This is a genomic window from Desulfoluna spongiiphila, from assembly GCF_900101345.1.
GTDB classification, from domain to species: domain Bacteria; phylum Desulfobacterota; class Desulfobacteria; order Desulfobacterales; family Desulfolunaceae; genus Desulfoluna; species Desulfoluna spongiiphila.
Genome location: NZ_FMUX01000016.1, coordinates 38940 through 64387 on the forward strand (window position 1 = coordinate 38940; position 25448 = coordinate 64387).

A 25448-nucleotide genomic window follows, 5' to 3' on the forward strand; every position below is an offset into this window, starting at 1 on the left:
GCATGGAGACTATCGTTATGCAGACATCTTCGTTCCATTCGCACGATGGGTGACATCCGGCAACCGTCTCCCCAGAGAGGCTGGTTTCATCGTTCGATTTCATGACCCTGGTCATCGTTTGGCCACCACGGTGTTATTGATGGCACCGTTCCAAAAGGCCGACAGCCCGTAGGGTGCACTCTGTGCACCGTGTCCGGGTCACCCAAGGTTTCGATTTTACCCAGGCGTTCTGACGGGCTCTGCTTCCATCGCCCTTACAACAAAAAAAACACCAGAGGGATTGATCCGAATCCTATACCCACCCCCACCGCCAGCCAGGTTGCGCACCGCATCAAAAAAGGCGTGCTCCCCTCGCCATTTGCCCCCAGGCTCTGAAACGCACTCCAGAACCCGTGGCTCACGTGGAACGAGATGGCAAGGATCCCCAGGAGATAGGCACCCACATACGTGAGGCGGGAAAAAGTCTCCACCACCACCGGATAGCGCGAAGCCCCCGAAGGGGGAGAAAACTTGAAGCCGATGAGATGCAGGACGATAAAGGCCAAGGTCAGCAGGCCGGTGTAAATCATGGTGGAAGAGCCCAGGGTTCGCCCCCCGTGACGGGCCGTGACCTGATACCTTTCGGGGCGCGCCTGCAGATTCTCAAGGGCCAGCACCACCCCGGTAAGGACATGGGCCAGGGCCATCAGCAACAGCACGAACTCGGACAGCTGCAACAAAAAGCCCAGGGAATGAAGCTTCTCCGTGTACTCTGCAAAGGCCTCGGCGCCCTGGAACAGGGTAAAATTCCCGGCCAGATGCACCACCAGGAACCCGCAGAACCCCAACCCTGTAATGCCCATGAGCATTTTTTTCCCCACAGGTGTGGCGATCCGTCCAATGAAATCCATCATGCATGCCTCCGGTTATCATCCTCATGTCGCCGACCCGCAGCGCAGGTGGCGCCTTCTGCCTTCCGGCCACTACCCGAAAACCTCCCAGCAGGTTTCACCAAGGCGGCCCAGGTTTTCACACACATGGACACCGCAGGAGGCCATGGCCTTGACCTTGGCCTGGCCCGTGCCGCTGTTGCCGCTGATGATGGCACCGGCGTGGCCCATGCGCCTGCCGGGGGGGGCGGTGAGCCCTGCGATGAAGCCCACCACGGGTTTGGTCATGTGATCCCTGATGAACTCTGCGGCCTCTTCTTCGGCGGTGCCGCCGATTTCTCCCACCATGACCACCCCCTTTGTCTCGGAATCGGCTTCAAAGGCTTTCAGGACATCCACAAAGGAGGTGCCGTTTACCGGATCGCCGCCTATGCCCACGCAGGTGGTCTGGCCGATGCCCTGGTTGGACAGTTGATGAACCACTTCGTAGGTGAGGGTCCCGGATCGGGACACCACGCCTGCCGGGCCCCCGGCCTTGTGCATGGGCCCCGGCATGATGCCGATCTTGCACTCCCCCGGGGTGATGATGCCGGGGCAGTTGGGCCCGATGAGGCGCACCCCCGTTCCGTCAAGGACCTTTTTCACCCGGGCCATGTCCAGAACGGGGATCCCTTCGGTGATGCAGACCACCAGCTCAAGGCCTGCCTCGGCCGCCTCCACGATGGCGTCGGCTGCAAAGGGAGGGGGCACGAAGATCATCCCGGCGTTGGCACCGGTCTCTGCCATGGCCTCCCCCACGGTGTTGAAGACCGGGGTCCCCTCGTGGACCTGTCCACCCTTGCCGGGGGTCACCCCTGCAACGACCTGGGTTCCGTAAGCCTTGCACTGACCGGTATGAAAACTTCCCTCACGCCCGGTAATTCCCTGGACCAGCAATCGCGTGGATTTATCAACGAATATGCTCACAGCTCACTCCTTTCCCGCAGGATCCATATCACGCCACGATGGCGGCAATCTTTTCTGTGGCGTCTTTCAAATCAACGGCGGTCTGGAGGTCAAGGCCCGACTCTTTCAGGATGCGTCGGCCCTCCTCCACGTTTGTCCCCTCCATACGCACCACAACAGGGACGCTGATGCCGGTTTTGGAGGCGGCTTCCACCACGCCCCGGGCAAAAATATCGCAGCGCAGGATGCCGCCGAAGATGTTGATGAGGACGCCCTTGACCTTTTCGTCTTTTAAAAGGATACGAAAGGCGTTCTCCACCATGTCACTGGTGGCACCGCCACCCACGTCGAGGAAATTGGCGGGTTCGGCACCGGCCATTTTGATAAGATCCATGGTGGCCATGGCAAGGCCCGCCCCGTTGACGATATTTCCGATGTTGCCGTCCAGGCTGATGTAATTGAGGCGATGACGGGAAGCCTCCACCTCCAGGGGGGCCTCTTCGGTGACGTCCCTTAAGGCGGAAATCTCCGCGTGGCGATACAGGGCGTTGTCGTCAAAATCCACCTTGGCATCCAGGGCCACGGCCTCTTCATCTCCGGTGATCACAAGGGGGTTGATCTCCAGCAGGGAGCAGTCCTTGTCCACAAAAAACGCAAAAAGCTTTTGGACCAGGGCAGAAACGGCCTTGCCTGCCCGGCCTTCCAGCCCCAGGCCAAAGGTCACCTGGCGCAGGTGGCTAGGCCACAGGCCGGCAAGGGGCCCCACGCGCACCTTGATGATTTTGTCTGGACTCTTCTCCGCCACCTCCTCGATCTCCGTGCCCCCTTCAGAGCTCGCCATGATAACGATGTCGCCACTCGTGCGATCCGGCACAATGCCTAAGTAAAGTTCCCGGGCAATATCCAGCCCCTCCTCCACCAGGAGGGTGTGCACCTCCTTGCCTTCGGAACCGGTCTGATGGGTCACCAGAATGGAGCCCAGAAGCCCTGACGCCACGTCTTCCGCTTCTTCCGCCGAGTTCACCAGCTTCACGCCCCCTGCTTTGCCACGACCACCTGCATGGATCTGGGCCTTGACCACCACAGGCCAGGCGCCCATACCCGCCGCCCGAAAGGCCGCTTCGCCCGGTGTTCGTGCCACTGCCCCTTCAGGGACGGCAATGCCATGGGCCCTGAAGAGTTCCTTTGCCTGGTATTCATGGATCTTCATGGTTGTCTCCAATGCATAGAGGATGGATTGCCCGCATGTTGGTCAGGCCCTGGACCGGCCCCTGCCGAGGGCGCCCCGCCCTCTCGTGCCGCCGCCAGGATAAAGCGGGTTTGAAAAGCGATGTACCCTTCAAGGGTGTAGCGCCCCTTTAAAAACCATCGCCTGAAGGCCCACATATGGCCGATAACCATGATGGTGTGGGCCAGAAGTTCCACGGAGGAGGGCTCCATGGGAGCCAGGGTACCCTCGTCCACGGCCTGCTCGATACGCTCCACAAAGATATTGGTGATGCGCACCTCGCTTTCAAGAACGCGGCGCCGCCATTTCTTGGAAAGGGACGCGGTCTCCTGGTAGATCAGCTGGAGGTGATCGGCCATGGTATCGCACACCCGGATGTATACCCCGATGGCGGCCTCCAGGCCGTCGAGCCCCTGTTTCTCCCGCGCAATGTCGCGATGGATGCCCGTTTCTATTTCGTCGTGGATGGCGTCACAGACGAGGTAGAGGACATCGTCCTTGGATGAGACGTATTCGTAGAGGGATCCGATGGAAAACCCCACGGCTTCGGCGATCCGGCGGGTGGGGGTCTTGTGGAACCCCTTTTCAATAAAAAGACGAACGGAAGCATCCACAATCTGGCGACGGCGGGTGTGAACCAGCTCCGGGTTTTTCACCTGGGAGACCACACCGGCTTCATCGGGACGTTTACGGGCCATGCTCCCTCCGGGGTCGGAGACGTTGGATAGTCGCGGGTGATAAAGTAGGACAGCACTGCGAAGAAAAACCGGGAAAATCAGGCAGAGGGCTCAGGGTAAAACGAAGAGAGGATGAGAACAGCAACAACCGGTTTCCTGAACGAGCGCTCAGTCATGGATACCATGAGCGTTTTTTCAATGTCAACCTTTTTACAATCAAATATAAACAGCACAATCAGGGCTTTAAGCCACAACGTTTCGCCAAACGTTCCCTACAGCTCAACATCCCGGGATTCGTAAATGGAAAACCTTACTGCTTCCAGGCGTCGGCCCGGATTTGCAACTTGGCCATTTTGTTTCTCAGGGTACTGGGGTTGATGCCCAGAACGGCGGCCGCGCCTGTGGGGCCGTGGACCTTCCCCCTGCAGTGGGAGAGGGCCGCCTCGATGCATTTTCGTGTCGCCTCATCAAGGGTCTGGAGAGGTTGTCCCGAAGCAGCGCTTTTGGTTTCACGGATCTGTGCGCCCGGCATCTGAGTTTCAAAGCAGGCGGCGACCTTCTCCTCCACCAGCCGTTCCAGTGCCGACAGGTTCTCCGGTGTTTCCTGATACAGCTCCGACTCCCGGGGCAACAACCGGTCCAGATGAAGGGGCCCCCCGGGCCACAGGGTCATGGCCCGCTCCACAAGGTTTTCCAGCTCCCGCACATTACCCGGCCAGGCGTAATGCATCAACGCGTCCACGGATCGCGGCGAAAGGGAGGGACTCTGGGGCAGCTTCAGCCTCCGGCGTATCTTTTCGATAAAATGATACGCCAGGGCTTCGAGGTCCTGCTTGCGCTCCCGCAGCGGCGGCACCATGACGGGGAACACATAGAGGCGATAATACAAGTCCTCCCGAAACGCCCCCTGCTTCATCATCGCCTCAAGATTGCGATGGGTTGCGGCAATGATGCGCACATCCACGGAGATGGACTCCTTCCCCCCCAACCGTTCCACCACCCCGTTCTGCAGGACCCTCAGGAGCCGTACCTGGACCTGGGGAGTCAGCTCACCCACCTCGTCCAGAAAAAGGGTACCCCCGTGGGCCTGCTCAAAAAAACCAGGCCGACTCCGGGTGGCCCCGGTAAAGGCCCCCTTTTCGTACCCGAACAGCTCCCCGTCCATGAGGCCCTCGGGGATGGCGCCGCAGTTGACCTTCACAAAGGGCGCGTTTCGACGCGGTGAAATCCGCTGCACCTCATCGGCGATGAGCTCCTTGCCGGTGCCGGTTTCCCCCAAGATAAGCACCGGCACCTCCCTTCCTTCCAGGCGCCGGACCACCTCCATAACGCTGCCCAGGCCGCCAAGCCCCCCAACGATGCGATTGTCCCGGAGTTGCTCCAGGGCCCTTTCCAGCCCGCGCTTCTCCTCGTTGAGCCGCTCCTGGAATGCCAGCACCCTCTGAAACCGAAGCATGTTGGACATGGCCAGGGCAAAGGGGGTGAGAAGCAGGCGGATCTTGCGCTCATGCTCCTCGGTAAAGCAGTCTTCCTCCTTACCGATAAAGCAGAGGTGCCCCACGGTTTCGTTGCCGGACGTAAGGATCCCCACAAGGTACGCCCGGGGTTCAACGGGCAGCAGGTGCCCCAGGGCCTGGGCGTGCTTTGCGGCCCCTCCGCCCCGGCTGATTTTCCGTTCCAGGATGACGTCGCCGGCCTGCTCGAAATGAAGCATGAGCGCCCCTTCGCGGGGGGTGAGGTCCACCAGGGTCTCCACATAATCGAAGCGGCCTTCACGCACGAGAAAAAGTAATTTTAAGGCATTGAGCCCCTGGGAGTACTGATGCAGGGAGATCCCTTCCAGGGGAAAATGGTTCCCAAGGTGATTGAAGACCGACACCATGGAGTCGGCAAGTTCAAGGCTCCCGGAAAGATGGGAGACGGTCTCCTGGAAAAAATGCAGATCATCTGTGGGGGAAGGGGTGGGCATGGGGCACCTCGTATTGCCGAATAAAGTAAAAACTTATCTTATTTGACAAATATAGATCAAAAACGCCTTATTTGCCAATTCAATCTCCCCCGTGATTTCAAATTCGCTGTCATTTCAGACCACTGCTTTTTGGCACACCGCTTGCTATCCCTAAAAAGCCGGTCGAGTTGCCGCATCACACAAACACGCCACTCAAGGAGACACCCATGCCAACGGCCATGCCACATAACCGCCCTCCCCTGAAGCCTGACCTGTGGTCGGAAGAGGCCATAGAGGAGGCCATAGGGAAACTCAAGGACACAGAACCCCCTGAATCGCTTCGGGTTTTTCTGGAGAAACGGATTGAAGAGATCCCGCAAACAAAAGCCCACACACGCCTGCTGGCAAGGCTCCACAACGAGCTGGGCCTGTTCTGGCTTCAAAAGGAAGAGATGGGCTGGGCCCGCACGCACCTTGACACCGCCGTCTCCCTTGACCCGGAAAACCTCAAGGCCGCATACAACCGGGGCAACATCGCCTTGTATGAGGAAGAATTTGAGGCTGCTTTGGAAAGATACGAAACCATCCTTGCAAAAGAGCCCGACCATGGGGGAGCCACCTACAACGCTGCCCTCTGCCATGCATTGACCGGCCGGGTTGCCGAGGCCCTGCCCCTGTTTGAGCGGGCCGTGGTGCTGTCCCCCGACTATGCCGGGGCCCATTTCTGGGCCGGGGAGTGCCTTCTCCACCAGGAAAAGCCCGATGCCGCCCTCCCCTACTTTCACAAGGCCTCTGCCCTGAACCCCGATCACCCGGAGTCCAGCCGGGGACTTGCCATCTGCCTGTTCCACGCAGGCCGTCATGAAGAGGCCATCTGCCTGTGCGAGCACATGCTCGAAACCTTCGGGCCGGAGCTCACAGCCCTGCGGGTGAAAGGAGACGCCCTGCTGGCACTGGGCAACCCCGTTGAAGCGGCCCAAAGCCATATCGACATGGCCCTCATCGACTTCGACGCACGGGAATTCCTGGTGAACCGTGCCCGCTACCTCATGGAGACGGAGCCCGATAAAGCGCCCCCCTATGTCCGATGCGTCCTCGACCATTTCCCCGATTTCAAAAGCGCCCTGGATCCACAGGAGCCTTTACATAAAGACCGTCCACAGGATGGAAGGAGCCAATCCCATGCCCAATGAAAAAGATGCCCTTGAGATCATCAACGATCCGGCCAACTTCACCGCCACACCGGAGTACCTGGAGCCGGAAGAGACCGAAGCGGCCGCCCCGGCCCCTAAAAGCAATGAGCCCTCCAAAAAAGAACCCGGAGGCTTTTCACGCCGCGGCTTCCTTAAAGTAGGCGGCCTCACTGCTGCCGTGGCCTCGGTGGGGGGTGCCGGTGCCGCCGGCTTTGCCATCGGACGATCCGACGATGCCTACACAGGTTACAACCGCACCTACCAGGGCGGCGACATGTTCTTCAACCGCGAGCCCTTCAGGACGGACCTGCCCACCTTCTTCAAGCCCGTGGGCAAGGTGGAGCGCCCCGACTGGACAGAGTATCTCTTTCAGCGCAAGGCCGTCATCATGGGCTACATCAAGGAGGGGACGTGGACGCCCGACAAGGGCCTTAAAGCCCTGCCCGGCCCGGTGGGAAACTATTACCGCAGCAGGCCCAAAGAAGAGTTCGAGACCATGATGAAGGCCCTTGAGAACAGCGTCATCCGGGCCGAAGCCTGGAAAGCGGGCAAGCACAAACGCTACGCCATTGCCGACGCCTACAACGCCTCCTTCCGGGACACCGGCATGTACAACCGCTACGGCTCCACGGTCCCCGAAGATCCCGCGGAAAAATACGAGCAGACCGGCGTCCCTGTTCCCCCGGAAGAATGGGATTACCGCCATATATGGAGAAAGGAGCCCCTGAAGTTCAAGTCCCCCAAGCATGCCACCAAGCTCATCAAGCGCATGGCCCACATGTACGGCATGTCCCTGGTGGGAATCACCAAGTTCGACCCCCGCTTCATGTTCAAGGGGCTCATGCGCGGCATGCCCAACCAGGGCCACGACACCTGGGGCGACAAGGTCCCCGAGCACTGGAAGAGCATCATCGTCTTCGGGGTCCCCATGTACTGGGACAGCACCTATTCCGCCGTGGGGTACTCCACCTCCTTTGACGCCTATTTTCGTTCCCGGTGTGCTTCTGGCCTCCTGGAACGGTTTATCCAGGAGCTGGGCTACCCTGCCCGTGCCCAGTTCCCGGGCCACCATTACGAGGTCATGATGAGCCCCTATGTCCAGCTCGCGGGATTGGGCGAGTACAGCCGGGCCGGGGTGGTCATGGTACCGGAACTCGGGGCCAACTTCCGGCCAGCCGCAGTCATCACCGACATCGAGTTTGAATACGACAAGCCCATCAGCGTGCGCATGGCCGACTTTTGCATGAAATGCAAGATCTGCGCGGATGCCTGCCCCTCCGGGGCCATCTCCAAAAGCGACAGGCCGGAAACCGTCATACGGGGCTTCAAGCGCTGGCGCCTGGATGAGGAAAAGTGCCACCTCCAGTGGTGCAGCGGTCCCACCAGCGACGGCCTCGGGTGCCGGGTCTGCATCGGGCTCTGCCCTTACTCCCGCAAGAACACCTGGATCCACACCATCTCCAGGGAGTTGGAGCCCCGGGACCCCACCCACCTGGTCTCCAAGGGTCTCCTTGCCATGCAGACAAACTTCTTCAAGTACCCGGAAGCCGAAGAGTTCAAGTCGGACTGGGACGGCGGCAAAGAAGCCAACTACCACAAAGCGCCCTGGTGGATGCGAAGCGACGACTTCTTTGAGATCGAACGGACCTGGCAATACCACGGCATGGAATAAAAGGGCCCCGGCCAAAGACACGCAACCGAAAGACGCACCAAATCCTGAAAGGAATAAATCAATGTTTCCCGGATCAACGATACTCAACTACCTGTTCTGGATGGTCATGGGGGCCATGCAGGTGATCATCATCTTAAGCGCAAACACCTGGCTGAAAGAGAGCGGGCGGCAGGTTCCCTGGTGGCAGACCCTGCTCATGTACGGCTGCTTTCTCTCCTTCTGCGCCGTGGTGGCAGGCGGTTTCACCCTGGCCGGTGAATACGAACGCCGTGCCGGATTTTATTTCATCGGTTTTCTGGGGCTTCCCCACATCATCGCAGGCACGGTGATGCTCAAACTCTTTGTTTTCAAGAAAAAGGCATAAGGAACACCGGTTGATGCGAAAACAGCACATGGAACGCGCAGCCGCCATCCTCTCCCTCCTGGTCCTGATCCTCGCCTGGGCCGGGGGGAGGGCCAGGCTCCAGGAGTCTGCCACGGCGCACATCCAGAACATCTCGAACTCACTCACAAACATCTCCCAGGTAAGCGAGCACCTGTATCGGGCGGACCAGCGCAACGCGCCGGACGCCCCCTTGCATATCGCCCTTGCAAGCCGGCCCAGCTACGGCGGCCCCCTGAAGGTCGCCCTGGCAGCCGATGGGGAGGGGACCATCCGGCATGTGGCCATCATCAGCAGCACCGACACCGCCACCTACCTGGCCAAGGTGGTGGAAAACGGAATCCTCGATCCCTTTCCGGGCAACAAGCTGGACAAGCTCCCCGACGTCGACGCTGTCTCCGGAGCCACCATCTCCTCCACGGCGATCCTGGGGGGACTCAAGGAGGCAGCGGCCCGCATCGCCGCTGCCCGCAAAGGTGAGCCCATGCCCGCACAAGGCGCCCCCGGCCCCGTGAACCGAAAAGAGATCATGAAAAGCATGGCGATCGTGCTGCTCTTCGGCTGCGCCCTCTTTGTGGCCGGGCGCCGCTTCCCCTGGTCCAGAAAAAAGGGCCGCGCCGCCTTGTTGACGGTCTCGACCCTGCTGCTGGGCATCCTCTACAGCACCCAGTTTTCCCTTGCCACCGTGCACCTGCTTATCTCCGGCGGCTGGACACAGGGCCTTGCATCCTACGCCGCCCTGGTCTGCTTTATCCTTGCGGTTGCGGTCTTTTTCCTCACCCGCAAAAACCTTTACTGCGCCACCCTCTGCCCCTTCGGCGCGGTTCAGGAAGGGCTGGGGCGCATCACAGGCTGCTCACCGCCCAAACGGACCCCATGGATGACCTGGTCGGCGCGGCTTGTGGCCCTTGCAGCCCTTTGCGCCGCCCTTTTTTTCCGGAACCCTTCCCAGGCAAGCTTCGAGCCCTTTGGCATGGCCTTTAACTTCACCGGCTCCGATGCCCTCTTTGCCATGACCCTGGCCGTGGTCATGGGCTCCCTCATGGTCAAACGCCCCTGGTGCCGGCTCTTTTGCCCTGTTACCGCTCTCTTTGACTATATCGGGTTTGTCCGCAACCAATGGCGCCGTCGCACCGTAAAGGATATCCGCCCCAAGGAGGCCCCATGACCTTTCGACGTATCGCAACGACAATCCTCTTCCTGGCCTTCCTGGCCGCAAGCCTCCTGGAACTGATTCCCAAGTGGCAGGAGGCCGCCGGAAAAGAGACAGGTTCCGTGCTCTATGTCCGAAGCACCGAACCACAGGCCAAACCGCAAGACAACACAAAACACATCAGCCTTGAGAGCATCCTCAAGGCCAATGAAGGAAACAAGGACGGATAACCGGGGCCACCGGCCTCGTCCCACGATCCAGTGTAAGGAGACCAATTATGACCATCGTCACACTCATCGCCTCCGCCCTCATCCTCATTGCCGGGGTTGCAAAACTCTTGGGCGCAAAACCCCTGGCCGATCAATTCAAGGAATTCGGCCTGCCGAAACATACCATGCCCCTCATCGGCGGCCTGGAGGTGTGCCTCGCCATCGGCCTTCAGATAGAAGCCCTCACCCTGGCGGCATCGGCTCTTCTGGTCGTGACCATGGTCGGAGCCGTGGCCGCCCACGTCAAAACCCAGCATAAGCCGACCCAGAGCTTCCCTGCCCTGGCGGTGCTCATCCTGGGCGCCGTGATCATGGCCGGGACCATGTAACCATAAGGACAGCTCCCCTTTTGTAGGGGGCTTTCCCCAGGGTTAACGCATTTAGATTTTTGCCTCCGGCGGCCCTGCCGGGGGCCAAACTTTTGAAAAGTTTGACAAACAGGTTTTGTTTTTTGAAAATGCGTCACTACAGAGCATAGCCCCTCTTCTTTTTTAATTACCGGAACGTTTTTGCGGAGCTTTTTTCAAAAAGCGACCCGCCGGAGGCAACTGATTTTTTAAATGCGTTAACCCTGGGTCTTTCCCGGACAGCCCTTGACATGGCACACCAAGGGCCGTAAAGCTTGATCTCGCGTCACGGCCCTGCCCATGGCGACACGTTGGTCCAACCCGCTGACGCGGATCCGGTCAGACCCGATACAAAGGAGTTCCCCGTGCCGAACATCTCCTCACCCAGCCTCAAAGGCTATCTTTTTATCTTTGGAGCCGCCCTCCTCTGGGGACTCCTGGGCCCGGTCTCCCGGTACCTCTTTGCCGCCGGGGTTTCCCCCATTGAAGCGGGTTTTTTCCGAGCTCTTATAACCTGGATCATGTTCGGCACCCATGCAGCGGCCAAACGACAAATGGCGGCGCAAAAAAAAGACCTGCCCATTCTCTTTGCCTTCGGCTTGGTGGGCATCTCCCTTTTTTACGCCGCCAACATGATGGCCATCGACAAGGGCGGTGCGGCCCTGGCCTCGGTGCTGCTCTACACCGCGCCCTTCTGGGTCGCCCTCTTCTCCTTCTTTCTCTTCGGGGAACGCATGACCCGAATCAAGGGCATCGCCATGGCCCTTGCCGTGGCAGGGGTCTGGGGCATTTGCCTCGACGGCGGTCCCATGGGCGGAGAGTCCATTGCCACGGCCGTGTGCTGGGGGCTCACCGCAGGGCTCTGCTACTCCCTCTACTACATCATCGGCAAGATGTTCTCGGGCACCTACGCCCCGTACACCCTCTTCTTCTGGATCCTCCCCACGGGCATCCTGGGCCTTCTTCCCTTTGTGGAGTTCACCCCCAAAACACCCGTCATCTGGTTCCAACTCCTGCTCCTGGCCTTCTTCTCTTACAGCGCCAACAGCTTCTACTACCTGGGCCTGCGCACCCTGGCCCCCACACGGGCCGTCCTCACCGCCACCCTGGAACCGGTGGTGGCCACCTTCTTTGCCTGGCTCCTCTGGAATGAAACCTTAGGGCTCTTAGGCTACGGGGGCAGTGTCCTCATCCTCACCGGGGTGCTTCTCACCATCCTGGCGCCTGAACGATAAACACGTTCCGGGTCAAAGGGGTAGAGAAAGCTGAATGGTTACAATAGATCTTGATCTATCCACAAGATCGGCCCTTAAATCAAATCCGTCATCATAACACCGTACCGTGAGGCCCTCAGCCCGTAGGGTGCACTCTGTGCACCATGTCCGGGGTCCCATATGGAGTATCAGGGGGATGGAAGGCCGCCATTTTGGTGCACGGAGTGCACCCTACAGATCTCGGAGTTTCATCTGTTTCAGGTAAGTTCGCCATAAGGATACATCCGAAATATTTATTAAGCGTTGCTTGTTAAACCCATCCTTCTAAAGTCAGGCAAAAATTTAGCCGCCGGCGGCAAGGTGTGCCACCTTGAAAGCAGGTCACCGCTGGGATTTGTCCCTCGTTCCTCGGGTCAAATCCCAGCGGTATTATAGCGAACCATTGTGTGATTATTTGTTTCAACCAGCCTTACGTTAATTTACTCCCTGCAACCTTGGCCAATGCTCCGGGGCTGACTGCCTACCCAAAAAATTCAAGGGTCTGTGGGAAGCTATCCCGATGCGGGGCCGTGGCCTTGCCCAGCCAGGCAATGGTCTCCCCCAGGTTCTTCATGTTGGCCAGCCCTTCTGCATCCTCCAGCACGTCGCCCTTGTTCAGCCCCTGGCCGAGGTTCCAATAGGTGGAACCGGGCACGATCATCTGGGACATCATGAACATATGATTGATGGTATCAAAGACATGGGTGGCCCCCCCGCGACGCACCGCCACCACCGCGGCCCCTATTTTTCCCCTGAACGCCCTGTCGTTGGCCAGGGCCACCATGCCGGAGCGATCAAGAAGGGCCTTGAGCTCGGCGGTGACATCGGTAAAGTAGGTGGGAGAACCCAGGATGATCGCATCGGCTTTGACCATCTTGGCCATGGTCTCGTTGAAGCTGTCCTTTTTCAAAATGCAGCACCCGTCCTTTTTTTCAAAACAGGTCCCGCATGCGGTGCACCCCCGCATGGGTTTTCCGCCGATGCGGATGCTTTCAGTCTCCCAGCCTGCCGCTTTGAGGGGCGCGAGGGCGTGATCCAGGAGCGTTTCCGTGTTCCCTCCCTTTCGGGGGCTTCCGTTGATGGCAATGGCGTACATATCTGTTTCTCCTTGTGGGGTCATGGACAGAGCTGCCGAAGCAGTCCACCCTGGGTATTTTCACTTTTTCCGGGGGTCGAGGGAGCACATCCCCTTGACCGTTCCTAACAGGTGAACTATCCATAAGGGAGACACATTACGCAAGTACGGTATTGTTTGTGCCATACTTACAAAAAAGATACCTTTGGAGACTGGATATGCCGGAACCATGCAGGATAAAAGAGCTTAATGGAAAAACATACCGATGCTACTTCGAGTTGACACTTTCTGTTATCGGAGGGAAATGGAAACCCATCATTCTCAATCACCTGGCCCTGGAGCAGGTCATGCGTTTCGGGGAGTTGACCCGTAGCATCCCGGAGATTACCCAGAGGATGCTGACAAAACAGCTTCGGGAGCTTGAGGCCGACGGCCTTGTCCATCGCGAGGTCTACCGGGAGGTTCCCCCCAGGGTCGAGTACTCCCTTACCCGCCTGGGGTACACCATCATCCCCATCCTCCAGCACATGCGCCAGTGGGGCGTGGATTACGAGAAACACCTGGGCGGCGAGGGCCTGTTTGAAGAAGAAGGCTTCGAATGCGCCAAGCCCCCGGAACTGCTCGCCCTGTAGGGCCGAAAGAGCAGCATACCCCATAAGCCCTTGCAGGGGCCGCTTCACAGTCTCAGGCCGGTCCCTGCTCCGGCAGCCCGAGGTGCCCCACGGCATGGGCTGCCAGACCTGCCCCGGCCTCGGCAAAGACATTCAGGGCCACATCGGCCCCGGCCTCCTTCAACCTCTCCACCTCGTCGTCATACCGGGCCACGGCTGCCAGGGTCCCCTTGTAACCGAACTGCTTGAACCTTTGAATGGCCGAAAGGGTGGACTCAAAATTGTTCAAGGCCAGCACCACCAGCTTCACCCGCCCGTCCGGAGTGGGAAGGCGCCGCCAGAAGTCAAGATCGGTCACATCTGCCTGGACGATACTCCGCCCCTGCATTTCATGGCCTGCCACGGTCTCCTTGTCGTAATCGATACCCAGGACAACCTCGCCGTACTTCGCCCGAAACCAGTCGTAGGCCCCCACCCCGGTTCGTCCCATACCGATAACCACAATATCCGCAGATTTCCGCTCATACGGGGCTTCCTCAGGATGACGCTCGCAGGTCTCACACCGTTTCAGCATGTAGGCCAAACGGTCAAACAACTGGTCTGAGTAAGTATTCAAAGGCGATGCCAGGATAAAGGAGACGGACAGGGCAATGGCCATCACCACCAGCCACCGGGGATCCAGCCTGCCCACGGATGCGGCAAGGGAACAGACGATGAGCCCGAACTCGCTGTAATTGGAAAGGTTCGCCATGGTCATAAAGGAGGTCCTGGCCTTTAAGCGAAACCGGGTAAAGACCAAAAAATAGAGGGCCATCTTGAGGGGAAGAAGGGCCACCAGGATACCCACAGCGGCAAACCCCGCAGCCCCTGGAACGCCTCGCAGGCCGATATCAAGGAAAAACCCCACCAGCAGCACATCCTTGATGCTCATCAGGGCATTTGCCATCTCCTTGGCCCGGGGGTGCGGTGCCATGAGCATGCCCAGGATCAGGGCCCCTAAGTCCGGTTTCAGACGAACCAGGTCAAAGATATGAGCCCCTGCGATGAGGGCCGCAAACAGCCCGAAAAGCACCATCAGTTCCCCGTGGCCGATGCGGTCCATCATCAGGAGAAAAGCCTTTCTCACCACGGGAAGAAGCGCAATGACCCCAATGGCCATCACCGAGGGCACCTTACCGGTTGCCGCCGTCAGGTAGATCACCGCCAGGATATCCTGAATCACGAGCACGCCGATGGCCGTGCGGCCATTGAGGGAATCCATGCGCCCCTGCTCGTCGAGGATCTTGACGGCAAAGACGGTGCTGGAAAAACTCAAGGCAAAGGCCAGGAGCAGCGCGGTCCTCATGTCCATCGCAAGAAAAAAGCGAAGCCCGGAGTACCCCAGGCCGAACAGGGCCCCTCCCATAATCGCTACGGTAAGGGCCATGTGCAGGGAAGCACCGGCCCACACCTCCGGCTTCACAAGATTCCTGATCCTCAGCTTCAGCCCGATGGTAAACAGAAGCAGGGTCACGCCCACATCCGAGGCCGCCTCAAGCATGGGGGTGGAGGTATACCCCACGCCGCTGAGGCACAGCCCGGCCACAAGAAACCCCACCAGGGGAGGCAGCCCCAGGCGGTACATCAGGTAGCCCAACGCAAAGGCCACGGTCAGGACAACAGGGTCCATGGGTTCAATCCTTAGCTACAGTCACTGGGAGAAATAGGCTTCGATCAGGTCGAACCAGACATCTCGCTCGGCCTGGTCGGCATAGAGAAAATAAGCGCCCACGGATCGCTGCACCTCCATGAGGTCCGTGAGAAAATCATAGACGGCATTGGCTGCCTGCTGCTCGGCCACAAGGGCGAGGTTCTGAGCGTCGAGGAGGTCGATGATGGAGAGCACGCCACGGACATAGGAGTCCGTCACCAGTTGCAGGTTATTGGCTGCGGATTCGGCCGCGTCCTTGGAAAGGCGTATCCCCGGATAGGAGGCCCGGACGCGGTTCATGGCCACAACAGCCCTCTGGCTGATGCGTGCCGCCGCGGCCTCACGCTCCCTGCCGAGCCGCTGGATTTCCTCCCTTGCCTGCCTCAATTCGGCCGATCTTTCACCGCCGCTGAACAGGGGAAGGGATGCTGTAACCCCGACGGTCCAGTTGGTGTCGTCGGGGACTTCTGGGGTGGTGGGGGGAAACTCGGTGCCGTCGCCGCTTGTGTCAAAGACCTCGGTGACGTTGCCGACAAGTTCAAAGGTGGGGAGCCAGAACTCTCTCTTGGCTGCGGTCAGCACCCGCATGCGTGCGGCAATCTGGGCGTCAATGGCCCTGAGTTCCGGGGCCTTGGCCCGGCTTTCCTCCTGAAAAAAATCACTGAGGACACGAACCCTTCGGGGGGTCTCCAGGTAAGGAAAAATCCGGGGTTCACCCACCACGGAGACCGGGTCCCTGATCCCGGCCTCAGCAGGGGCGAAGGCCTCGGTCAAGGGCCGGTCCATGATGCGGTTCATCTCGCTTCTGGCGTCAAGAAGCGAAGATTCCGCGTTCAAAGCGTCCTGGAGGCGGTTGGCCAGCTCACTCTCCCAGCGGTAGACCTCTTCAGGTCCCGCCGCTCCCACGGAAACACGGACCTTGGCCCGCTCCAGGTTGGCGCGGGTCAGCTTGAGGTTGTCGGTCTGTATGTTGAGGACCGCCTCGGCCCTGAGCACATTGAGGTAGGCAACGGCCGCGCTGTTGATGATATCGAGCCGAAGGGTCTCGCGATCTTCCTCAAGGGCTTTTTGGGTTTGTTTCGAAACCGTATAGGCCGACCAGGCTTTGTCCGAATAAATAACCTGGCTGCCGGTTAATGAGCCGGACCATGTCTTTTCCGGCCTCTGGCCCTGGGCCGCCCTTGCCCTGTCGTCGTCAATCATTCTGGCCTCTGACCCGATATCCACTTGAGGCAACAGGTCGGCCCGTGATTTCTTGACATCCTCCATACCCGAGGCCACGGCCCTGTCCAGTGCTTTCAGGTCGAGGTTGGCACGCACCGATTCGTTGACGGCCCCCTCAAGGGTCATCCGCCTTCCCACGCCCTCGACGTGGTTGTTAAGAAGCTCCGCGCCGGTGATAATGTCCCACTTCGGGTAGACTTCGATGGCCTTTGCCGTGGCCCAGTTGATGGTCAGGCTCCGCCCGCGGCTGAAGAAAACCGGCAGGTCTCCGGCGTTTTTCCCGCGCAGCACCTCCATGACGTTGACGGCAACGCTTCTGGCAAGGTGCTGAATGTTTGACCTGGGGGTCATGGTCGCAAGGATCCCGGTCTCCACGTCACCCATGCCCCAAAAGGAAAAGCTGGGAAGCATCCTGTCGATGAACCCCGCCACCAGTTTTTCAAACTCGTCCGGAGGCATGCGGAGCAGAGAGGTAACAAACACCGCTTCCGTTGAAGGGGTGAGCTTCTCTAAGGTTTTCTCGGCGCTGGCGTCATAGGCGATAACCTCGACCCCTATGCCGTACTCGTCCTCATAGGCCTTCATATGCTTTGCGACATCCTCAAGTGCATTGATTTCAAACTGATCGGCGATGACCGTCAGGGTTTTGAACGGAGCGATGTCCGTGAAGAGCTTAACCTCTTCGGAGATACTCTTCTGCACGTTGATGTAATTGAGATTGGGCACACCGCTGGTACCGTCCTTAAAGGGAAGACGCTGGAGCCTGTCATCCACAATAAAAGGAGCAATCACCGGTTTTTTCAACTTGTTGAGACGACAGGCTTCGTTACTGGCCACAACCCCCAGGGCCACGACCAGATCCACGTCCGGTGCCTCAAGGAGGGTATCCAGGGCAGCAGTCACCGCCCCGGCGTTCCACCCCCCGTCCAGGATTCGGTTTGACGGAAAGCGGATATCGAACTCCCCTTCAGCCAGGGTGATGATTTCCTGCTTGAAGAGCTCAAGAGAATCGGGATACCTGGCCCAGGGCCCGTCGGTCACGATCCCTATGCGGGCAACGGGGAGCCCCGTGACGGCCACCGCCGAAGAAGCCAGGGTGAGCAGCGTGACCAGCATGATGACAAAACAGGTGGATGTACGTGTCATGGTTGAACTCCCGGCATATAGGGTTCATCCCTGGGAAGGGATCCTGTAGAAGATGACGTAAAGAACCGGAACGACAATGAGGGTCAGAAGCGTTGCAAAACTGAGGCCGGACATGATCGTCACGGCCATGGCCCTGAAGAAGACATCCGGCAGCAACGGGATCATGCCCAGAACCGTGGTGATGGCAGCCATGCACACCGGCCGCATCCTGCTCACCGCCGAATCCACCACCGCCAGGTAGGGGGCCTTGCCTCCGGCCAGCTCGATGTTGATCTGGTCGATGAGGACAATGGCACTCTTGATCATCATTCCCACAAGGCTCAAGAACCCCAGCAGGGCCATGAAATCAAAAGGCAAATCAAAGACAAGGAGCCCCATGGAGACCCCGATGATGGCAAGGGGCACGGTAAGCCAGATAATCAGAGGCTGCCTCAGGCAATTGAAGAGCATGATCACGATGAGCACCATCAGCATGAAGGTGACGGGCATGGAGCCAGCAAGCTTCTCCCTTGCCTTGGCAGAGTCCTCGAACTCACCGCCCCACTCCATGGAGAACCCCGGGGGGATCTCAATGGCCTCGATCTTTGACTTGACATCCCCGAGGATGATGCTGGCCAGGATCCCGGGTTTGTTTTCGCACTTTGTCGTGATGGTCATCTTCCGATCCCGACGATAGATCATGGAGTCTTCCCAGTCCGTCGTAAAATCGGACACCACCTGATACACGGGCACGGTTTTCCGAGTGACCGGGCTCCACACCTGGAGGCTCCGGATATTTTCCACATCCAGGCGCTCCTCTTCGGGCTGCCGCGCGATGATGGAGATCAACTCATCGCCCTCCCGATAAATCCCCATGGTGGTCCCGGTGACGTTCATCTCCAGGGCCCGGGCCAGGTCGGATCGTGAAATTCCCGCCAAGCGGGCCCGGGTGTCTTCAAACTGGGGCCGGATGGTCTTCACCCGCTGCCGCCAGTCGTCCCTCACCCCATAGGTGTCCGGGTGGGCCAGGAGGATATCCTTGGCCTGATTTGAGAGCTGCCTCAAGACAACGGGATCAGGCCCGCTGAACCGCACCTCCACGGCACCGCTGGACGGGCCGAGCTTGAACTTTTCCAATATGGGCTGGGCCTCCGGAAACTCATCGCTCAAGTAGGCCAGGTACTCTTCGATAAGGTCACCGATCACCTTGTAATCGTTAACGGAAACGAGAACCAGGCCAAAGCCTTTGTCCCTGGAAGTCTCCGGGTTGAAGGTGAGCATGAACCGGGGCGCCCCCTCACCGATATACGACGCCGTGGAGACCACCCGCTCGTCCTCCAGCAGGCGTTTTTCGATCTTGGCGATGTCTTCCGTGGTCTGACGAATATCGGTTCCTGCCGGGAGCCAGTAATTGATCATGAACTGAGGCCGCGTGGATTCCGGAAAAAAACTGTTCTTCAGCATGCCGAACCCGGTGACGGCCAGAAACAACAAACCGGTCATGATCAGCATGGTGCCCCAGCGCCACTTGATGCACACCTTGAGAAAGGCCTTGTAACCCACAAAAATCACGCCGCGATACGGGTCTTTCGCCTCGTCCTCTCCCTCCGAGTGGGCCTTGCTCTTGAGAAACATGGTACAAAACAGCGGAGTAATGGTGATGCCGATGACCCAGCTGCTCATCAGAGAGATGAGCATCACCTGAAAAAGGGAACGGCAATACTCCCCTGTGGAGTCCTGGGAGACTCCAATGGCCGCAAAGGCAAGCACCGCGATGACCGTGGCGCCGAACAAGGGCCAGAGATTCTGATCCACCACCTCCTTTGCCGCCTTAAGGCGATTCATGCCTGACTCGATCCGTATGAGCATGCCCTCGGTAATAACAATGGCGTTGTCCACCAGCATGCCCAGGGCGATGACAAGGGCCCCCAGGGAAATCCTCTCCAGATTGATGGCCAACATCTTCATGATCACCAGGGTGGCAAGGACCGTCAAGGCCAGGACCACGCCGATGAGAAGACCGCTCCGGAGCCCCATAAAGAGCAGAAGCACCACCACCACAATGAGGACAGCCTGGATAAAGTTGCTCACAAACCCGTTCACCGCTTTGGAGACATCATCGGACTGGAAATTGACAACCCCCATCTCCATGCCCACCGGCCTCTGGTTTTCAAGCTCTGCAAGCCTCTTCTTGATGGCCTCCCCCATGGTGACCACGTTGCCCCCCGGCACCACGGAGATGCCGATGGAGATGGCCGGAGCCCCGTTGAAATGGAGCACCCTGGACGGCGGCGTTATATACCCCCGCTTCACGTCTGCAACGTCCTTGAGATAAATGACCCGATCCGATTCGGGGTCCCTCACCTGGAGGTTGGCGATATCCTCAACCGAGTCGAAGCTGCCCGTGGGATTGATCCGGATGTATTCGGGTCCCACCTTCACTGCCCCGGATTCCACCACGAGGTTCTGGTCCTTCAAGGCGGAATAGATGCTGTCCAGACCGATGCCCAGACGAGCGATGCGCGCGCGGGAAAGCTCGACGAAGACCGCCTCGTCCTGAAGTCCCCAAAGGGTGATCTTGGCCACGCCCGGCACCAGCAGAAGCTCTTTTCTCAGAAATTTCATGTACTCCTTGAGTTCCTCGTAGGAGTACCCCTCTCCGGTGACGGCAAGAAGAACGCCATACACGTCGCCGAAGCTGTCGTTGACGATGGAGGGATGGGTCCCCGGAGGCAGCTGGGACTGAATATCCCCCACCTTGCGCCGCAGCTCATCCCAGACCTGGGGAAGGGTGTGCTTGTCATACTGATCCTTGATTGTCACCGTTACAATGGACCCTCCGGCGCGGGAGGTGGACTCCACATAATCAAGCTGGGGCATCTGCTGAATGGCCGTCTCGATACGATCCGTGACCTCATCGGCCACCTCCATGGGGGTGGCCCCGGGGTACGGGGTGAGAACAACGGCATTTTTCACCGTAAACTCGGGATCCTCCAGGCGTCCCAACCCGAAATAGGCAAGGATGCCCCCCACAACAATGCAAAAACAGATCACCAGTGTGACGGTCTTTTTTTCGATGGAGAGTTCTGCGATATTCATAGATACCAGCCTCCTATCCCGCATATTTCATGAGAAAACGATCACATGATAACAATAGGCTGTGATTGGCATGCGTTATTGTGGAACGCTCAGTCACTTGAAAAATACACAATGTAATCAACGGTTATATTGGCGATTTTCTCACCTTCCGGGCTAGTTGGACCGCAATTCCCTGATTTTCATTCCGGACTGAAGGTAGCTGACACCAGCAGAGACGATCGCCTCTCCGGCTTCAAGCCCCTCAAGGACAATGATGCTGCTCCCCGACACACTGCCGACCTTCACCTCACGCATCTCCACGGTCATGTTGCCTGAGTCCACAACCCAAACGAATTCGCGGCCCGTTTCATCTGCGAAAACGGAATTGACAGGCACGAGAAAGCCTTTTTTTACCTTTATGCCCTTCAGGCCTTCCACCGTATCCTCGCTGGCCTTGTCCTCTGTTTCCGCTGCCGCCTCTGCCTCTGCCTGACTCTTTCCCGTGACCTTGGCGGTCATTCCGGGAAGGATGTTGGCTCCCTTGGGAGCAGGCAGGGCAAGGACCACACGATAGGTCTGGGTCTGGTCGTCTGCCTCGGTGGAAAACTCCTTGAGGGTGAGGTCATGCTTGACCCCGGCCATGGCAGAGAACTCCACTTCGGCCACGACGGCTCCCTTGGACTTGTTCCTCACTCTGGCCATGAGTGTCTCGGGCACGTCCACCACGATCTCCAGTTCCGATACGTCCTGAAGGCTGACAATGGGGTCCTTGGCGCGGACCTCCTGAAAATTTTCCACGTACCGCCTGGCAATCACCCCGGCAAAGGGCGCCCGCAAATAGGTATCCTTGAGGGCATTCTCTGCGTTGGTCACATCGGACTTGGCCACGTCGTACTCCCGCTTGGCCCTGTCAAAATCGGCCTTGGAGACCTGCTTTTTGATGTAGAGGTCCTTGTACCGATTATACTGATGCATGGCCTCCAGCTCGTTGGCCTTGGCCGTGGCAAGGGCTGTCTTGAAGTCCCTGGGGAGGATCCGTGCCACCACCTCTCCTCTTTTCACGGGATCGCCCTCCTCAACAGGGAACGTTGTCAACGGTCCGGAAACCTGGAACGCAAGGTCGGCCCGCCTGCTCGCCCTGACCCTTCCCGGGAGCTCCCGGAGATTCTCCTCAACAGCAGACGTGACGCGAAAGAGTTTTGCCGGGCGCACCACCTCCGGCTCGGGCTCTTTCTCGCCCCTCCTGCCGCAGGACAGCAACAAAACCGCCACAAGAATCATGAGCCCGGTGCCCAAGGGCAACCTCCGGGCCAACGCCGGGCCTCTGTCTCTTTTTTTTGAGTCCATGTTTTCCCCGTTTTCTATGTTTATCAGTTAGGAATCGCCGCATTAAACGGCACGAAACCTCAACTAAACAGCGTTCCGAGAATCGATAAAAAAAGCCCGCCATCTATAAGGGAACCTGCCCACAGCCTGCTCCCGATTTACCAATGCAACAGGCCTCACAGTATGGTATGATTTCCATCATCCTCCCGGATTCCGAAGAAGCCAACAGCACGCATATGACAGGCTGGATGGACAAAATCCATCGCCTAAGCGACTGTGGTCCTAAGGCCGAATTTCAAAAAGTAAATATGTGGACATCCGAACAGAAAGGCATGACTGGCTTGAAAGACGACTGGCCTTGCGATGTCACTGAGTATCGCAGTGCACCACACTCACCAGTACCGGTGATTACCCGATGAATATATCAACAACCTGCGTGGGTTACAAACATAATAAGGAAGGGCGAAGCATTATATTCATCGGACCCATGTGCGGCAGGCCCCATTAAACGGAGAAAACGCGAAATCAGGTTGATTTCGTATGACAGGAGCAATACCGCCCGGATTGAAGGCGATTTCGCCGAGGGGCAACAACGGCCCCCCCCCTTTACCCTGCAGTATGGACACGAAAGGCTCTTAATCGTGGACTATCCGGGTTAACGACAACCCCGGCCATAAACAACGCAGCGCAACAACCAGGGCGCTGCAAAGGAGACACCATGACCGCCCCCCTTCCCTACGCGCTTCTGTCACCGGAAACCCTCAGCCGCTGGCTGGAAGAGGAAAAGCCCTTTTACCTGCTGCATACCCTCACCGAGGACCACTACACCAAGATACGCCTGCCGCGAGCATTGAGGGCTTCGGTGTTTGAGATCAATTTTCTGGAACAGGTCGAAGGCGCCACCAGGGATCCGGAAGCCGTCATCGTCCTTTACGGCTCCAGCCATCGCTCCATGGACGCGGATACGGCGGCACGCAAGCTTCACCGCGCCGGGTACCGCCGCCTCCATGTCCTGTCAGGGGGACTCAGCGCATGGAACGAAAAGGGGCTGCCCCTTGAGGGAAGCGCACCGGAGGTGGTCCATGCCCCCCAGAGAACGCTGACCATTCCCGACGGTACCTACCGCATCGACACAGAGGAGAGCTCTATCCTATGGGTCGGCCGGAACCCTGCAAGCCGCCACCACGGCCAAGTTCGTCTTGCCTCGGGATCCGTGGACGCAAAGGGCGGAACCGTCACCGGACACTTCGACATCGACATGAACACCATCGCCAACATCAATCTGGAAGGAGATGAGCTGCAACAGGTCCTGGAAGACCACCTGAAATCAGATGACTTCTTCTTCACCCGGCGCTTTCCCGTGGCCCGCTTCACCATGGAAGACGCAGCCCCCGTGCCGGAGCCCTTTTTGAGCGTTCCCAACTGCAAGGTCCGTGGACAGCTTGAACTCGGCGGCGTCACTGCCCCCCTCGCCTTTCCCGCCACCGTTACCCCCACCGACGAAGGCCACCTGGCGGCCGAAGCCCACTTCGACCTGGACCGCACCCGGTGGAAGGTGATCTACGGCTCATCCAAATTTTTCGAACACCTCGGCATGCACCTCGTCTTCGACCTCATCAGCTTCGAGATCCGCATCAAGGCACAAAAAAGCCAGACGTAAGTCAGGGAAAAACGCTGCAGCCGGAGACATTGCAAGCGCTTCAAACAAACAACCGAATCTCCCCTGCCCATGCCCCGTGATGATGCATCAGGCACAGGCCACACTCCGGATTGAACCGGTGAGCAATGTCAACCGTCTCTTTCTGCGACATCTCGTCAATGGATCTCACACCGCCCTCCTTTGCCCCCGAGCGAATCGGGTCCAGTGGGAAGAAACGATAAAAACACACAGCGGATAACCGATAAAACGGATGCAGTGACGAGCCAAATGTGGTTACCACACTCCGGGAATCAACCGGTACCTCACCGTCGTTGCGTACTCTGCATATCCTTCCAGTTCCTCCTGCAGCATCCTGTCTTCCAGGAAGGTGCGGAGTACCGTGGCCCCAATGCCAACGAAACTCAGGATCAGCGCCAGCCTGGAGCCGATGATAAACGGATCGGCCAGGCAGACGAACACCATGGCCACATACCCGGGGTGACGCACTACGCCATAAGGGCCACGGGTGACGACTTTATGCCCCCGCTCTTTCTGGATACGGGCGGTCCCTTCAAAATGCTCATTGACCAACATGGCCCAATAAAACAACAGGAAAAAGCCAAGGTACAGGACAAGTCCCACCCCGCAACTGCCCCCTTCCATCTGCACGCCTCCGAGCCGCCCCAGATCCAACCCCGCCACGATGGGAACACCGAGGATCAACACCAAAAAGTAGGAAAGCAAAATGAGCTTGTCCCATCCCTTGGTCCCCTCCCTGGCCTCCGCCCTCTGATTGGCCAGTCCCGGTGCGAACCGCAGCATCAGGTAGGCTCCGGTAACGGCCCCGGCCACATGGATACCGAAGGCAAGCCAGGCCCTGAAAATATCCCATCGCCCGGCGGCAAGAAAAAAGGCAACGCCCATGAGGAGGCTCCAGCGAATGGGAGCAAACAGGTACTTCAATCCATCTCTGTTCAATTTTTGTGACAACAAACGTCTCCTTTTCGAAAAATCGTACGGGTGGGCTGCCATCCCCCTGACCTCCCAAACCATCAATTTCCCATATATCCATAATCATGATCACGAATCGATGGTAGTGATGACCACCCCGGGTCAATCCCTCAGCATGATGGTCCCGCCTGCAGCGCATCGAACGTGCAGGTCTCCCGATGTCCGCCCCCATGACTCATTCTATATACCCAACGATTAGAATAGGCATACGACACAACCCGCCATGCTTCAACACAAAAATATGGAGCCATCCATTTCACAGATCCCTGTCGGGGCCCGCGATATTAAAGGAGATTAACGAGACACATTACGAATCAAAAGTACGAGGGATGCCCAGAAAACATCCCTTCGCGATAATCAATGACGCCTGAAAGCCCCAAAACCCCGCCAAAAAAAAGTAAAATGAGTGCTGTAAAGGGCCGGTCTTTTTTCCCTTGGCAAAGGATCTGAAAATCCTTATAGTTCAACACATAAAAAACAGAAACGGGGCCGTACCGGACCCATCCCATGGATTCCATGCCCCTTCCAACCCCACAGAAAAAAGCATAAACAGACAGGCCAGACGCCAAAGCGATTCATACCTCAGCCCAGGGCAGGCGTTCCGCCCCCCTTGTTTGTCACATCGCAAGATTCGCGACACGTTTTCGCATGCCCCGTACCTGATGCGATACACACATACCGGATAAGGAAAAGAACCGCTCAGCCCGCTGACAGCACCGCCGTACGATTGCCT

At 58.3% G+C, this 25448-nt stretch carries 21 protein-coding genes; 9 read left to right on the plus strand and 12 right to left on the minus strand.

Annotated features, from left to right (window positions below):
- Nucleotides 1-254: 254 nt before the first annotated feature.
- From BLQ12_RS18795 to BLQ12_RS18815, 5 genes are all read right to left on the minus strand, one after another.
- Nucleotides 255-893: a succinate dehydrogenase cytochrome b subunit gene (locus BLQ12_RS18795; RefSeq protein ID WP_092212958.1), complete on the minus strand. Its 639-nt coding sequence runs from the start codon at nucleotides 891-893 to the stop codon at nucleotides 255-257.
- A 69-nt stretch (nucleotides 894-962) separates the two neighbouring features.
- Nucleotides 963-1835: a succinate--CoA ligase subunit alpha gene (sucD, locus tag BLQ12_RS18800; RefSeq protein WP_092212960.1), complete on the minus strand. Its 873-nt coding sequence runs from the start codon at nucleotides 1833-1835 to the stop codon at nucleotides 963-965.
- A 28-nt stretch (nucleotides 1836-1863) separates the two neighbouring features.
- Nucleotides 1864-3024: an ADP-forming succinate--CoA ligase subunit beta gene (gene sucC, locus BLQ12_RS18805; RefSeq protein WP_092212962.1), complete on the minus strand. Its 1161-nt coding sequence runs from the start codon at nucleotides 3022-3024 to the stop codon at nucleotides 1864-1866.
- Nucleotides 3021-3740 (minus strand): TetR/AcrR family transcriptional regulator, encoded by a 720-nt coding sequence (locus BLQ12_RS18810; RefSeq protein WP_092212963.1) that lies wholly within the window; start codon nucleotides 3738-3740, stop codon nucleotides 3021-3023. Before BLQ12_RS18810 ends, sucC begins: the two co-directional genes overlap by 4 nt.
- 289 nt (nucleotides 3741-4029) lie before the next feature.
- On the minus strand, nucleotides 4030-5688 hold the full coding sequence (locus tag BLQ12_RS18815) for a sigma-54 interaction domain-containing protein (RefSeq protein ID WP_092212964.1): 1659 nt from the start codon (nucleotides 5686-5688) through the stop codon (nucleotides 4030-4032).
- A gap of 206 nt (nucleotides 5689-5894) precedes the next feature.
- On the opposite strand from BLQ12_RS18815, the gene BLQ12_RS18820 reads away from it, so the two are divergent.
- The 7 genes from BLQ12_RS18820 to BLQ12_RS18850 all read left to right on the plus strand — a co-directional run bounded on the left by BLQ12_RS18820 (nucleotide 5895) and on the right by BLQ12_RS18850 (nucleotide 11918).
- Complete coding sequence (locus BLQ12_RS18820; RefSeq protein WP_092212966.1) at nucleotides 5895-6860, plus strand: tetratricopeptide repeat protein; 966 nt, start codon at nucleotides 5895-5897, stop codon at nucleotides 6858-6860.
- Nucleotides 6850-8532, plus strand: a complete 1683-nt coding sequence (locus BLQ12_RS18825) for a 4Fe-4S dicluster domain-containing protein (protein WP_092212967.1) — start codon at nucleotides 6850-6852, stop codon at nucleotides 8530-8532. Before BLQ12_RS18820 ends, BLQ12_RS18825 begins: the two co-directional genes overlap by 11 nt.
- A gap of 61 nt (nucleotides 8533-8593) precedes the next feature.
- Nucleotides 8594-8896: a VcrB family reductive dehalogenase putative membrane anchor gene (locus BLQ12_RS18830; RefSeq protein ID WP_092212969.1), complete on the plus strand. Its 303-nt coding sequence runs from the start codon at nucleotides 8594-8596 to the stop codon at nucleotides 8894-8896.
- 13 nt (nucleotides 8897-8909) lie between these two features.
- Complete coding sequence (locus BLQ12_RS18835) at nucleotides 8910-10082, plus strand: FMN-binding protein (protein ID WP_092212971.1); 1173 nt, start codon at nucleotides 8910-8912, stop codon at nucleotides 10080-10082.
- Nucleotides 10079-10297 (plus strand): hypothetical protein, encoded by a 219-nt coding sequence (locus BLQ12_RS18840; protein WP_092212973.1) that lies wholly within the window; start codon nucleotides 10079-10081, stop codon nucleotides 10295-10297. Before BLQ12_RS18835 ends, BLQ12_RS18840 begins: the two co-directional genes overlap by 4 nt.
- A 47-nt stretch (nucleotides 10298-10344) precedes the next feature.
- Nucleotides 10345-10665 (plus strand): DoxX family protein, encoded by a 321-nt coding sequence (locus BLQ12_RS18845; RefSeq protein ID WP_092212975.1) that lies wholly within the window; start codon nucleotides 10345-10347, stop codon nucleotides 10663-10665.
- 383 nt (nucleotides 10666-11048) lie between these two features.
- Nucleotides 11049-11918, plus strand: coding sequence for a DMT family transporter (locus BLQ12_RS18850; protein ID WP_217640353.1), 870 nt, complete (start codon nucleotides 11049-11051; stop codon nucleotides 11916-11918).
- Nucleotides 11919-12417: 499 nt separating this feature from the next.
- Here BLQ12_RS18850 and BLQ12_RS18855 read toward each other — a convergent pair whose 3' ends face one another.
- On the minus strand, nucleotides 12418-13032 hold the full coding sequence (locus tag BLQ12_RS18855; RefSeq protein WP_092212977.1) for a flavodoxin family protein: 615 nt from the start codon (nucleotides 13030-13032) through the stop codon (nucleotides 12418-12420).
- Between the two features lie 197 nt (nucleotides 13033-13229).
- Between BLQ12_RS18855 and BLQ12_RS18860 the strand changes: the two genes are divergently transcribed.
- Nucleotides 13230-13643 carry a winged helix-turn-helix transcriptional regulator gene (locus BLQ12_RS18860; protein ID WP_092212979.1) on the plus strand — a complete coding sequence of 138 codons (414 nt, stop codon included), beginning with the start codon at nucleotides 13230-13232 and terminating at the stop codon, nucleotides 13641-13643.
- A gap of 52 nt (nucleotides 13644-13695) precedes the next feature.
- On the opposite strand, the gene BLQ12_RS18865 is transcribed toward BLQ12_RS18860, so the two are convergent.
- The 4 genes from BLQ12_RS18865 to BLQ12_RS18880 form a co-directional block, all read right to left on the minus strand.
- Nucleotides 13696-15291 (minus strand): cation:proton antiporter family protein, encoded by a 1596-nt coding sequence (locus BLQ12_RS18865; protein ID WP_092212981.1) that lies wholly within the window; start codon nucleotides 15289-15291, stop codon nucleotides 13696-13698.
- A 21-nt stretch (nucleotides 15292-15312) separates the two neighbouring features.
- A complete protein-coding gene (locus tag BLQ12_RS18870; protein ID WP_092212983.1) occupies nucleotides 15313-17682 on the minus strand; it encodes a TolC family protein in 2370 nt (789 codons plus the stop codon).
- A gap of 24 nt (nucleotides 17683-17706) precedes the next feature.
- Nucleotides 17707-20760, minus strand: coding sequence for an efflux RND transporter permease subunit (locus BLQ12_RS18875; RefSeq protein ID WP_092212985.1), 3054 nt, complete (start codon nucleotides 20758-20760; stop codon nucleotides 17707-17709).
- Nucleotides 20761-20913: 153 nt separating this feature from the next.
- Nucleotides 20914-22086, minus strand: a complete 1173-nt coding sequence (locus BLQ12_RS18880; RefSeq protein ID WP_092212987.1) for an efflux RND transporter periplasmic adaptor subunit — start codon at nucleotides 22084-22086, stop codon at nucleotides 20914-20916.
- Nucleotides 22087-22783: 697 nt separating this feature from the next.
- Here BLQ12_RS18880 and BLQ12_RS18885 point away from each other — a divergent pair.
- Entirely contained in the window at nucleotides 22784-23725 is a 942-nt protein-coding gene (locus tag BLQ12_RS18885) for a YceI family protein (RefSeq protein ID WP_092212989.1), read from the plus strand.
- Between the two features lie 273 nt (nucleotides 23726-23998).
- Here the strand turns inward: BLQ12_RS18885 and BLQ12_RS18890 are convergent, their stop codons facing one another.
- Entirely contained in the window at nucleotides 23999-24694 is a 696-nt protein-coding gene (locus BLQ12_RS18890; RefSeq protein ID WP_175469933.1) for a methyltransferase family protein, read from the minus strand.
- 335 nt (nucleotides 24695-25029) lie between these two features.
- Nucleotides 25030-25233: a hypothetical protein gene (locus tag BLQ12_RS18895; protein WP_092212992.1), complete on the minus strand. Its 204-nt coding sequence runs from the start codon at nucleotides 25231-25233 to the stop codon at nucleotides 25030-25032.
- Nucleotides 25234-25448 lie beyond the last annotated feature (215 nt).

Bases quoted from the DNA above. Each gene is read 5' to 3' on its own strand.
- BLQ12_RS18795 (WP_092212958.1), bottom strand. From the start codon at position 893: ATGATGGATTTCATTGGACGGATCGCCACACCTGTGGGGAAAAAAATG.
- sucC (WP_092212962.1), bottom strand. From the start codon at position 3,024: ATGAAGATCCATGAATACCAGGCAAAGGAACTCTTCAGGGCCCATGGC.
- BLQ12_RS18810 (WP_092212963.1), bottom strand. From the start codon at position 3,740: ATGGCCCGTAAACGTCCCGATGAAGCCGGTGTGGTCTCCCAGGTGAAA.
- BLQ12_RS18815 (WP_092212964.1), bottom strand. From the start codon at position 5,688: ATGCCCACCCCTTCCCCCACAGATGATCTGCATTTTTTCCAGGAGACC.
- BLQ12_RS18820 (WP_092212966.1), top strand. From the start codon at position 5,895: ATGCCAACGGCCATGCCACATAACCGCCCTCCCCTGAAGCCTGACCTG.
- BLQ12_RS18825 (WP_092212967.1), top strand. From the start codon at position 6,850: ATGCCCAATGAAAAAGATGCCCTTGAGATCATCAACGATCCGGCCAAC.
- BLQ12_RS18830 (WP_092212969.1), top strand. From the start codon at position 8,594: ATGTTTCCCGGATCAACGATACTCAACTACCTGTTCTGGATGGTCATG.
- BLQ12_RS18835 (WP_092212971.1), top strand. From the start codon at position 8,910: ATGCGAAAACAGCACATGGAACGCGCAGCCGCCATCCTCTCCCTCCTG.
- BLQ12_RS18840 (WP_092212973.1), top strand. From the start codon at position 10,079: ATGACCTTTCGACGTATCGCAACGACAATCCTCTTCCTGGCCTTCCTG.
- BLQ12_RS18845 (WP_092212975.1), top strand. From the start codon at position 10,345: ATGACCATCGTCACACTCATCGCCTCCGCCCTCATCCTCATTGCCGGG.
- BLQ12_RS18855 (WP_092212977.1), bottom strand. From the start codon at position 13,032: ATGTACGCCATTGCCATCAACGGAAGCCCCCGAAAGGGAGGGAACACG.
- BLQ12_RS18860 (WP_092212979.1), top strand. From the start codon at position 13,230: ATGCCGGAACCATGCAGGATAAAAGAGCTTAATGGAAAAACATACCGA.
- BLQ12_RS18865 (WP_092212981.1), bottom strand. From the start codon at position 15,291: ATGGACCCTGTTGTCCTGACCGTGGCCTTTGCGTTGGGCTACCTGATG.
- BLQ12_RS18870 (WP_092212983.1), bottom strand. From the start codon at position 17,682: ATGACACGTACATCCACCTGTTTTGTCATCATGCTGGTCACGCTGCTC.
- BLQ12_RS18875 (WP_092212985.1), bottom strand. From the start codon at position 20,760: ATGAATATCGCAGAACTCTCCATCGAAAAAAAGACCGTCACACTGGTG.
- BLQ12_RS18880 (WP_092212987.1), bottom strand. From the start codon at position 22,086: ATGGACTCAAAAAAAAGAGACAGAGGCCCGGCGTTGGCCCGGAGGTTG.
- BLQ12_RS18885 (WP_092212989.1), top strand. From the start codon at position 22,784: ATGACCGCCCCCCTTCCCTACGCGCTTCTGTCACCGGAAACCCTCAGC.
- BLQ12_RS18895 (WP_092212992.1), bottom strand. From the start codon at position 25,233: ATGGAATCCATGGGATGGGTCCGGTACGGCCCCGTTTCTGTTTTTTAT.